Consider the following 7,632-nt stretch of genomic DNA (forward strand, 5'->3'; position numbering starts at 1 on the left):
TCGTCACTTTAGGGGGGCTTCCACAATACCCCCAATAGCGAAAATCCAATGCTGGAGATGCTGCTTAGGAAACTCTGCAATCCTTCCTGTGAAATACCCTTGCTTGGTGACAAAGTTCTAAGTTCTCAGATTCTTCAGGGGATTTATATTAACTAGTTAATTCAGATTAAAGGCTTTGAATATTATGGGGAATGAGGGTTATGCGATCGCAACTCGATACCAAATCCCTCGAATTCACACCTAATAAATAACCCATATTTTTAGAATCCATACGGAATCTATATTACCTAGTACTCTTCTTTCTTTTTCCTGCGGCGTTCTCGTTGGGCTTGGTTTAGTCGTTCTCTATTGGTTTTATTCCGAGCCTGTTGAGGGGGCTAAACCCCAACCGTAAGCCGTTTCAACTCAGCATGATCATTGGCTTGCTGTGCATTCCAAATATCATGATCAGCCTGCATTCGCATCCAGGTTAGTGGCTCTAACCTTAAACCCTAGACAGCCTCACAGCCATGTCAGAGCTGAGGGCAATTTTGCCATTGACCAACCGTGAAAAATTACCGGGGCTGACCTCTAACGCATTTGCAACCTCGGTCGATCATCACTTTGCTTCAAGTTGAAGATAATGCTGGATACGAGAAGTTAATCCACGAGGCATTTGTACAAAGTCAAGAACAACTGCAAATCGATGTCGTACAAAGTGGTGAACAGGCTATTTCCTACCTGAAGCAAAAACGAGATACTTCCGAGGCACAACTCCCTGACCTGATTTTGCTAGATCTTAATGTACCTGATATTAACGGCCATGAAGTTCTCAGATATATCCGTGCTGACGAGCAACTCAAACATATTCCCGTGATCATTTTCAGCACCTCAGACTCAGAGAAAGATATCCTCCAAAGCTACCAACTTGGGGCAAATGCCTACGTCATTAAGCCGCTAGATTTAAGGGAGCTAATTCAATTCATCAGCCTTCTAGTGGATTTTTGGCTAAAGACAGCTAGACTCCCATCTGAGCCTTGGCAGCATTGAAGGCAACCTTGAGAGATCTGAAGCCAAACACCTCTTCGTTAAGTTCTGAAATCTTAACTTTGAGACAAAATAGTGAATTTCTTAATATTAATAAATCATCATCAAATGGATAAAATAGTTTACATCTATTCTGGACCTTATGAAGGTTAATATTCTCTTGAAATCAATGATTTTAAGACATTTTCCTTGATCTAAACGCTATATCAAGTAGTTAACCTACAAATTTTCAGAGTGCGAATATTATTAAGATCTTAGTAATTAGTCAGTAAAGTTTTTATATTCAAGGATAATAGTGGAATGATTCTATTATGGGAGTCTTATTGGTAAGCTATTCGCTCCTTTCCAATCATTCTTTAATGCATTTATTTTTTAGTGTATTGCTTGAGCCTAGATTTATAAGCTTAGTTTTTAGTCAGGCAACTATTTCTTTCTTAATGCTTCCTTTCTATATAGAGCAGTCCACTTAAAAATTAGGAGTTTCGCTTTTTTGATTTATTGACATTATGCTACTAACTACGATTAATAAGGGTTTGTTGACGAAGGTATCTCCTGGTATTTTTGTGTAATTCTTTTTAAATTAGAAGGGTTCTTTATGGACGTTAGCCTTATCATATCCAATATTCTAAATCCACCTGTATTATTCTTTTTCTTGGGTATGACGGCTGTTTTTGTCCAATCTGACCTAGAAATACCAGCCCCGATCCCCAAGTTATTCTCGCTTTATCTGCTCTTTGCCATCGGCTTTAAAGGGGGTGTTGAACTAGTTAAGAGTGGAATTACCCAGGATGTAATGCTGACGCTAGCTGCGGCAATGATGATGGCATGCTTCGTTCCGCTCTACACCTTCTTTATTCTCAAAATCAAGCTGGGAAATTATGATGCGGCTGCGATCGCAGCGACGTATGGCTCCATCAGTGCCGTGACCTTTATTACCGCTAGTGCTTTCTTAACCGATTTAGGGATTGATTTTGATGGCTTTATGGTAGCCGCCCTAGCCTTAATGGAATCTCCTGCCATTATTGTTGGCTTGATTCTCGTTAATCTGTTTGCCGCCAACCGGGAACATGACTTGGAATGGTCTGAAGTTCTAAAGGAAGCCTTTCTCAATAGTTCAGTGTTTCTTCTCGTTGGTAGTTTACTGATCGGCATCTTAACGGGAGAGCATGGTTGGGAAGTCCTAGAACCTTTCACCCAAGGGCTGTTTTATGGCGTGCTCACTTTTTTCTTACTTGATATGGGGTTAGTGGCTGCTCGAAGAATTAAAGACTTGCAAAAAACCGGTGTTTTCCTAGTTGGGTTTGCCATACTGATACCAATCGTAAACGCTGGTATCGGGTTAGTAATTGCAAAACTCATTAGCATGTCCGTTGGCAATGCGCTCTTATTCTCAGTGCTTTGTGCGAGTGCTTCATACATTGCTGTTCCTGCCGCAATGCGAATGACTGTTCCTGAAGCCAATCCGAGCCTCTATGTTTCAACGGCGTTGGCTGTGACCTTTCCGTTCAATATCATTGTCGGAATCCCTCTCTACCTGGCTGGAATCGAGTTTTTATGGAGTTAAGGGCATGCATCCTGTTAAAAAAATTGAAATTATTGCCAATTCTTTTGAACTCGGTAAAATTTTGGACGCCTTGGACAAATCAGGGGTCCATGGTCATGCCGTTATTCGGAATGTAGCAGGCAAAGGCTTGCGGGGAACCACGGAAGATCTGGACCATACTATGCTAGATAACGTTTACATCATCGCCTTCTGCGCACCTGACTTATTGAAGCCAGTCGTGGAAAATATTCGCCCTCTCCTCAATAAGTTTGGCGGGACCTGTTACGTGACAGATACTCAAGAAATTCGATCTGTGCGCTGCGTTTCTTAAGATTTAAGACTTCAGTTGTTGCTGCTTCTGAACAGCTTCTCTTTTTGTCTGACGAAGAGATTAATAGCTTTCTGCTACTCGACTCAGAAGAAGACAGTATGAATGAACAGTTCAAGATAAATGAGTCCATCTGGAACCGTTATGGTAAATCAGATTAGGTTGTAGTCTATTGAGAATATGGTCGTTCCCATGGCTAATGATCCTATTCTGTCTCAACTGCTCCAACCAAATTTTGATGTTAAATATGAAAGTGTCAGGCGGGGTAGTTGTGCTACCTACCATGTGTACATTTAGCCAGGAGAAGAAAGTTTATCTTCTAAAAGTAAAAGAGAGCTGAAAACTCTAGCGTTGTTCTTAAATGACCAGCAGAAATCTCACTTGGCTTTTCAAGCCAGAGTATTTGGGGAAGGTGTATATTTTTAGGTCGAGGTTTACGTCACTACTCCCAATGGCTCAGCCATCTCAATCATCTACTCCTTCCGATTAACTTTGAATCCCTTTGGCAAATCTTCCCAGGTCTGCCGCTTGCTGAGTTTTACTTGTCTTATAAGTCTATGCGCGTAAATAGACCTAATCGACGTAGCCCCATTTTCTTCCATAAACAACCGTAGAATGGTAACTTTCCTTGAAGAGAATTGCTTGGGTCAAGAATGGATTGGCCGTCATTCATTCCAATACCCTGAATATTCCAGCCCCCGGAACCTGCCCAGTGGCTAGCGTCTTTTCTTAGCATCGTCACCGACAGGCCCGCATTCCCGTTCTCAAATTTCTCGGAGACTTCCCACCAGCCTAGCTCCCGGTAAAACCTGGCAGAGCTGACCCTAGCGTTAGACCAAATCGGTCTTGTTTGATTGGACTCTTGCAAATCAACAAACATGTACCTGATCAATCCTGTGCCAATCCCTTGATTTCTCCGGCCTGGAGCCGTCGCCATTGCCCTGAGTCGCCACGCAGGTTCTCCGTGCCAGGTTGAGGGAATGAGGGTAACGCAGCAAATGACTTCTCTCTGCTGCTCAAGTGCCCCATAATGCCTGGTTTCCTGGTCTTGGTCTTCTGGGAAAATGACCTCAGCGATAGGTAAACCTGGCCGTAAAACTTGGTGGCGAAGTTTGAGGATATGGTCTGCGATCGTCTTGGTGAAGGTGATCATGGTGGGGTGGGGTGGATATTTTGTGGGCCTGGGGATTCATCTGGTGGGCTGATATTCTTTGAAATAGGTCGTCACAGTTTTCAACGAGAAATCCTTACAAATCATTCCGATGTGATTATCAGGCCGTAATAGGGCAATGAACGATTGATTGGTGCCGAAAATCTCGACAATTCGTGGACTGATCGGAATCGTGTTGACGTCGATTAAATGGTCATATTCCTTTTGCAAACCCAACTTCAAAACTTGATAGTCTGTATCTCCATCAAAGAAGATGAGCAGGTGAAACTTGGGTGAACACAGCCGATCATATATATTCTTGCCCTCTACCAGGAAATAGGGCATTCTATCCCCGGCTTTAACTTTGAACGAGCGGTCGCCAGCATGTTGACTTAGTGAACTCTCACGATAGTTGATGCCAATTTCAGATACCAATTGAAAGAGTAGTTCTCTAGAGGTCTTAAAACGAGTCATCAAACTAGCCATCGTGGGCATCAAAGTCTCTCGAAAGAGCTTAAAGAACCATTGGTTACTAACGGCAACGTCAAAGAACTGATCCGTGGAGTTTAAGAGTCGTTTGGCATTCGCCAAGCGTTCATCGCTATAGGTTACCAGTAATGATTCAGGAGCGAATCCCTTTAACACCAACGCTAGCTTCCAGGCTAGATTATAGGCATCTTGAATCCCTGTATTCATGCCCTGCCCCCCTGCTGGGGTATGAATATGGGCCGCATCACCCGCGAGGAATGCTCGGCCCACATCAAACAGCTCAGCATGGCGAGTATGGACTCTATAGCTAGAGAACCAACGGACATTGGTAATGTCTAAGGGCTGACACAGCAGTTGCTCAACTTTGGCTTCAATCTCCTCAAAAGTGATTTCATGATCCACCTGCTCGTTGTATTCGGGCATATTGCCAATCAGTCGCCAGTGCTGACTGCCCCGCATGGGAACAATCAAGGCAAAGGAATCTTGACCGGGCATCGCGTATAGTCTGCCTCGTTCTGCCTTGAGATTCATCTCGACATCCGCTACATAGAATAGGCGCGGGTGGGTTGATCCTGTAAATGGAATGTCGAGAAAATGTCGGGTTGGACTGCTGGCACCGTCACACCCGACGAGGTAACGCCCCTCAATTGTTTGCGTTTCACCATTTTCACCCTTGAGAGTTGCTATTACGCTCTCTACGTTCTGCTCAATGCCAATCAGCTCTGTATGCCAACGCACCTGATGCCCATGCGTCTGAAGGTAGTCATTGAGGAGTTGTTCATTTTTACTTTGTTCATAGATGAGCATAAAGGGGTATGGGCTAAGCTGTCCCCCAAACCCAGAAAAATCAACCTGGGCGCTCACCTTCCCGTTGTGCATTAATGCCACTTGCTGCACAATCTCACCATTTTCAACTGCCTTTGTTGCAAGGCCCGCTTGATCATAGATCTCTAAGGAGCGGGCATGAATCACCAGAGCTTTAGAGAGAGTGGTGATATCTTCTTTCTGATCAACTATGACAAAATCAACCCCGAACCGGATCAGTTGAACCGCCAATGATAGTCCCGTTGGACCTGCACCAACAATGATGACATCCGTTTTTTGGTTTGCACTCATATTTGGCAACTAGAGCAACTTCATTCGGGAAAATCATCTCGCAATAACAAAAGCATAGTCCTTGTCACACCGTTATCCCAAATCATCAATACAGGGTATTCTCACCCATTTCCTTTTCTGAATTAATCAGCATATAGATGTGGTTCTATGAAATTAGAGAATAGATGAATGATCACCAAATCTTGCTAGGTGAGCTGATGGAATTGAATCAAGCCATTGAGAAAATTCGGAAATTAGGCACCAACGGTATCAACTGTGATGTCGAAACGGAAGACATCGTCCAACGATTGATGAATTGGTCTCGCAGATTTGAGTTTGAAGTGGTGGAAGTGGATCATGCAACGGTTGCGATAACGTTTGCCTCTCTTCCAGAAGACCTATCGGAATTTTGCCAAGAGGTGTATGAGTTTTGTCCTGACGTCCTTGAACAGGGCTATGATTGCCTCCCCGATATGCTTGAAATGGCTGAAGAACAGGGAACTGAAGTTGACCCCTCTGTCCTTGAGTTGATGCAGGGTCTAGATCTAAAGGATGAAGACTTTGGATTGAAAGTGATGGAAAGAGACCTGCCCAGGAACATGAAGCTTACACTGTGGTGGGATTAGAAAGTTGTTATCTGTAGTCATTTGCTGATGATGGATACTGAAGTAGAACGAACAGGGGCGATACCAAACCGAGATCGCAATTTGATACTAAGCCCTAATTTGTATTTTCTCGATAGAATCCATATTGTCTAGCTGCTCTGGCTAGGTCTCACTAACCCTTCTGAAGATAAGTTTCAAGCCATTTCAAGCCCAATGTGAAATATCCCGGAATACGATCCGCTAGTTTGATCTTGGGTAAGCTGGAGTATTAGTTGATCTCCCCCGTCTCTAAAAATGCCATCTTGATCATTTCGAATAGTGCGTTGTCCTCTGGTGTTATATGGCGACTGGGTAAAGACTTGATCGGTAAGAGTGTCTTCAAAATAGAGCTGTGAAGTGAACTCGTAACCCTGTTGAGAGTTTTCACCACCCTGAATCTTAAAGTGAACATGAACTGTTCGGCCTGGGTACCAGCCAGGAAAGATCGTAACAAACTCTACTGTTCCGTTAGCATCTGTTTTCTGATACCCGCGCAGGAACTTTTGTCCTAAAGTGCTGAAGTTTGGATCTGAGGCATCGGAATAAACCCCTTGAGCATCACAGTGCCAGATATCTACAATCGCGCCCTCTATGGGCAAACAAGCATCAGGGCTAACTTGTTTTACCTTAAATATCAATCTCAGGAGCACACCTTCTTTTTCTGACCCATCAGAAGGATCTGAACGAATATCGGATCGGTTCAGCCTTTCGTCTACGAAATAGGGACCTTCTGTTTGTTGTGGGCGCACAATGCAACCTGGAAAATTCGCGCGGGACTGGGCGGATCCTTCTGGTTGTTCAGCAAAGCTGGATGATTTATTTTTACAACCCAAGAGTGAAACCACTGTTGCGCTACTGATAAATCTGAGAATGTCTCGACGCCTCATTTTTAACACCCAAAATGTTCTGGGTATCTGATTTTTTCTCATGACTTGATCTTGAAGTCCTAAAGCCTCAGATTCTACAGGGGATTTATATTAACTAGGTAGCTCAGCCTAAAGACGTGGGAGGTTCGATGTTGATATTGAGACTGAGCATCCTAAAGCTCAACTGTAAGACGTTTCAACTCGGCATGATCATTATCTTGTTGTGCGGTCCAAACATCGTGATCGGCCTGCATTCGCATCTAGGTTAGCGGCTACAGTCTCAACACTCCAATAATTCAGTGTCTTCAAGTAAAGGCAGGGAGCGGAGGGGGCTTTGCTGCTCGTCTGGGTTGTCATACGTGCGCTCATTCATCTACTCCAACAAGCCATTGAGTATAGCAATTGAGGAGCTAGTTAGGACAAAATAGGACCATGTCTTTTCTGCCTATTTCAATGCCCGCCCCCTATAGCAATGACTTCCGACAAAAAGC

7 protein-coding genes are annotated in these 7,632 nt (G+C 43.9%); 4 read left to right on the forward strand and 3 right to left on the reverse strand.

The window, feature by feature from the left end:
- Positions 1-603: 603 nt before the first annotated feature.
- From Q0991_RS01505 to Q0991_RS01515, 3 genes are all read left to right on the forward strand, one after another.
- Positions 604-1,029, forward strand: coding sequence for a response regulator (locus Q0991_RS01505; protein ID WP_299484818.1), 426 nt, complete (start codon positions 604-606; stop codon positions 1,027-1,029).
- Between the two features lie 592 nt (positions 1,030-1,621).
- Positions 1,622-2,590, forward strand: coding sequence for a sodium-dependent bicarbonate transport family permease (locus tag Q0991_RS01510; protein ID WP_299484819.1), 969 nt, complete (start codon positions 1,622-1,624; stop codon positions 2,588-2,590).
- Positions 2,591-2,594: 4 nt separating this feature from the next.
- The gene (locus tag Q0991_RS01515) at positions 2,595-2,900 is read left to right on the forward strand and encodes a P-II family nitrogen regulator (protein WP_299484821.1); all 306 of its coding nucleotides are present in this window, start codon (positions 2,595-2,597) and stop codon (positions 2,898-2,900) included.
- Between the two features lie 544 nt (positions 2,901-3,444).
- Here the strand turns inward: Q0991_RS01515 and Q0991_RS01520 are convergent.
- Together Q0991_RS01520 and Q0991_RS01525 are read right to left on the reverse strand one after the other, a co-directional pair.
- Positions 3,445-4,050: a GNAT family N-acetyltransferase gene (locus Q0991_RS01520; RefSeq protein ID WP_299484823.1), complete on the reverse strand. Its 606-nt coding sequence runs from the start codon at positions 4,048-4,050 to the stop codon at positions 3,445-3,447.
- 36 nt (positions 4,051-4,086) lie between these two features.
- A complete protein-coding gene (locus Q0991_RS01525) occupies positions 4,087-5,652 on the reverse strand; it encodes an FAD-dependent monooxygenase (protein WP_299484825.1) in 1,566 nt (521 codons plus the stop codon).
- Positions 5,653-5,816: 164 nt separating this feature from the next.
- Here Q0991_RS01525 and Q0991_RS01530 point away from each other — a divergent pair, with 164 nt between their 5' ends.
- Entirely contained in the window at positions 5,817-6,257 is a 441-nt protein-coding gene (locus Q0991_RS01530; protein WP_299484826.1) for a DUF4253 domain-containing protein, read from the forward strand.
- 173 nt (positions 6,258-6,430) lie between these two features.
- Here Q0991_RS01530 and Q0991_RS01535 read toward each other — a convergent pair whose 3' ends face one another.
- Complete coding sequence (locus Q0991_RS01535) at positions 6,431-7,024, reverse strand: intradiol ring-cleavage dioxygenase (RefSeq protein ID WP_299484828.1); 594 nt, start codon at positions 7,022-7,024, stop codon at positions 6,431-6,433.
- Positions 7,025-7,632: the final 608 nt, after the last annotated feature.

The organism is Acaryochloris sp. IP29b_bin.137, from assembly GCF_028285745.1.
Lineage (GTDB): Bacteria > Cyanobacteriota > Cyanobacteriia > Thermosynechococcales > Thermosynechococcaceae > Acaryochloris.

Coding starts and splice junctions, on each gene's coding strand:
- Q0991_RS01510 (WP_299484819.1), top strand. CDS start 1,622: ATGGACGTTAGCCTTATCATATCCAATATTCTAAATCCACCTGTATTA.
- Q0991_RS01515 (WP_299484821.1), top strand. CDS start 2,595: ATGCATCCTGTTAAAAAAATTGAAATTATTGCCAATTCTTTTGAACTC.
- Q0991_RS01520 (WP_299484823.1), bottom strand. CDS start 4,050: ATGATCACCTTCACCAAGACGATCGCAGACCATATCCTCAAACTTCGC.
- Q0991_RS01525 (WP_299484825.1), bottom strand. CDS start 5,652: ATGAGTGCAAACCAAAAAACGGATGTCATCATTGTTGGTGCAGGTCCA.
- Q0991_RS01530 (WP_299484826.1), top strand. CDS start 5,817: ATGAATGATCACCAAATCTTGCTAGGTGAGCTGATGGAATTGAATCAA.